The sequence below is a fragment of the Gilliamella sp. wkB171 genome, from assembly GCF_001693755.1.
GTDB classification, from domain to species: domain Bacteria; phylum Pseudomonadota; class Gammaproteobacteria; order Enterobacterales; family Orbaceae; genus Gilliamella; species Gilliamella apicola_F.
Map to the genome: position 1 here is coordinate 1 of NZ_LYST01000007.1, position 2,270 is coordinate 2,270.

Genomic DNA, 2,270 nt, shown 5'->3' on the forward strand with positions numbered 1-2,270 from the left:
TTAAGGCCGCTCCCGGTAAACGTTCATTTATCTTATTTGCCGGAAAGGCACACTTAACTATCCATTGATTTCGAGCACCTGTAGCTTGATAAAATTTCAATTTTAGTTGTTGCCCAAGTATCTCATTTAAAATGTAGGCAGACTGATTATACGCACGTAAAAATAATCCTTCACGAAATAATAAAATACCTTGATATTGATTCAATAAATCTAACTTCTCATCAATTTTCATTTTTATACCAACCAAACAGATGAAAAGCCATTATTGTCGACAAACTAAATAGTCTGGAAAACCTATTCCTTCAGCATCAACCCCTAAAAGACCTGAACTTGAACTAACATCAAGATGAGTACCATAGCTACTTTGATAGTACATATCTTTTGTCCAATATCTATCTTTTTCATCTCGCCATCCTGAATCAGGATAAGTTTGTTGAGTTGAATATCCCCATTCGGGTAGAAGTCCTTGACCAATGGCTCTTGTATAACCATTTATAATCTCAAAATAACCATTTAAACGATCATCAACAGGTGTATTGGTTAACTCCGAATAAGAGAACAAATTATTTACACCACATTTTTGAATAGCAACACTCCAGATATCAAAAAAATCCTTAACCGGATTCGCCCAAACACTGGTTGGATTAAAGGTATAATCAAATTTAATTGTTGGATCTCGTTTCAATGTAGCTCGTACTGTAACATTACCTGTTGGTTTACCTTTTAGTGAGACATAACCCTGTGGATCGATAGTAACTTGTCCCCCAGGATTATTGGGAATACTAAAACTATAACTAGTAGGAGAGCCTGTCACTATTAACTGAAATTTTGCACCAGGAAAACCGGTAGTCGGAAATGTTTTACCGCCAGATGCAGTTGGACTCGCTTTGAACCCCATGTTAGGCACATAATCTGCTGTATAGCCACCACCAACAGCTGTCCTTGACGTATAACGTGAATCGTTCCAACCAATGAATGTATTACTACTGTCAAAACTTAACCACTGAAATTGTGGCATTTTTTCAATAGCATAGGGTTTAGCATAACAAAATTGAGGTTTAGAGGAAATTTGATAACGTTTCACTATTGGCACATAATCACTTTCCCGAGGGATACCATATTTAGAATAGGTCTTCACCTGTGTTGTTATTTCAAGCGTTAGTGGCATCAGATAACTACTTCCGCATCCCATCGTTTTACTAGTATCTGTAATTAATTTTCCATTACCGTCATACCACTGTTTACTGGTAAATGAGAGTAAAAACGGCTTTGATGTATCTATCCCATCCCCATCTTTATCCGCATAATTTAATTTATTATCCAACGAATTATAGTAAAAATGCTTAACGATAAAATTAGCAGGGCTTAACTCACCACTAAATTCCTTAACCTCATTGCCCTTAATGTTATTACTTGCTTCACTGTAAAAAACACCATTAACCGTAAATCCTTGTTTATTCGCTGCCAAATCGATATTTATTACTTCCGGTGCACTGCCCTCTATCGATTTCGCTGTCGATGTACTTAATGCTTGGGCTAAGTGAATCGTTAATAAAATAAAAACAATGAATATTAAAGTTCGACTTAATCTAGATTGAATTAATTCGAAAAAATCCATTACATATGAATTAGTTAACGAAATTTTGCTCGAAAAGTGTTTAAAGGGATATAAAAATTTTAAAGATGAAATAAAAGAGTTAAAAAACGATAAGTACGAGGATAATTCGCTGGCGCGATGACTTTTTATACCTAGACTATTTAATAATGCCCGATGCCCGATGCCCGATGCCCGATGCCCGATGCCCGATGCCCGATGCCCGATGCCCGATGCCCGATGCCCGATGCCCGATTAAGACCATATTTTAACATATTTTTACTACTCCTTGTAGCCAATTTGATTAACTTTTTCAAAAAATACAATATATTAGCTTTTATGTATATCATCTCATGCAACGCATTTGTGCGCGATAATATCAAAAATGCAATCTAATATTAAAATAGAATAATAAAATTGTAATGCATATTTATGTAAATGTTTGTTAAGCGATCAAAATCATAAAAAAAACGACGCTATATTTTGCACTAAAACACATAAATTCTTTTGAAATTTTTTACATGCTGATATATTAAAGAACACTAAAATCCAATTTATCCATATACTCTATAGTGTTAAATAAAGCAATATTGCACTTTTTGAGATTGACAATAAATCGCATAATGCTGTTGTTGGTCTCGATTTTTGGACAATTAATTATTCATATAAAATAGAG

Annotated in this window: 2 protein-coding genes; both read right to left on the reverse strand. The window is 34.4% G+C overall.

Going from position 1 to position 2,270, the window contains the following annotated elements; translation table 11 throughout:
- Nucleotides 1-232: hypothetical protein (locus A9G03_RS00400; protein WP_143425795.1), on the reverse strand; the 232-nt coding region annotated here is incomplete at its 3' end.
- 30 nt (nt 233-262) lie between these two features.
- Nucleotides 263-1,618: a hypothetical protein gene (locus A9G03_RS12400; protein ID WP_065798103.1), complete on the reverse strand. Its 1,356-nt coding sequence runs from the start codon at nt 1,616-1,618 to the stop codon at nt 263-265.
- Nucleotides 1,619-2,270 lie beyond the last annotated feature (652 nt).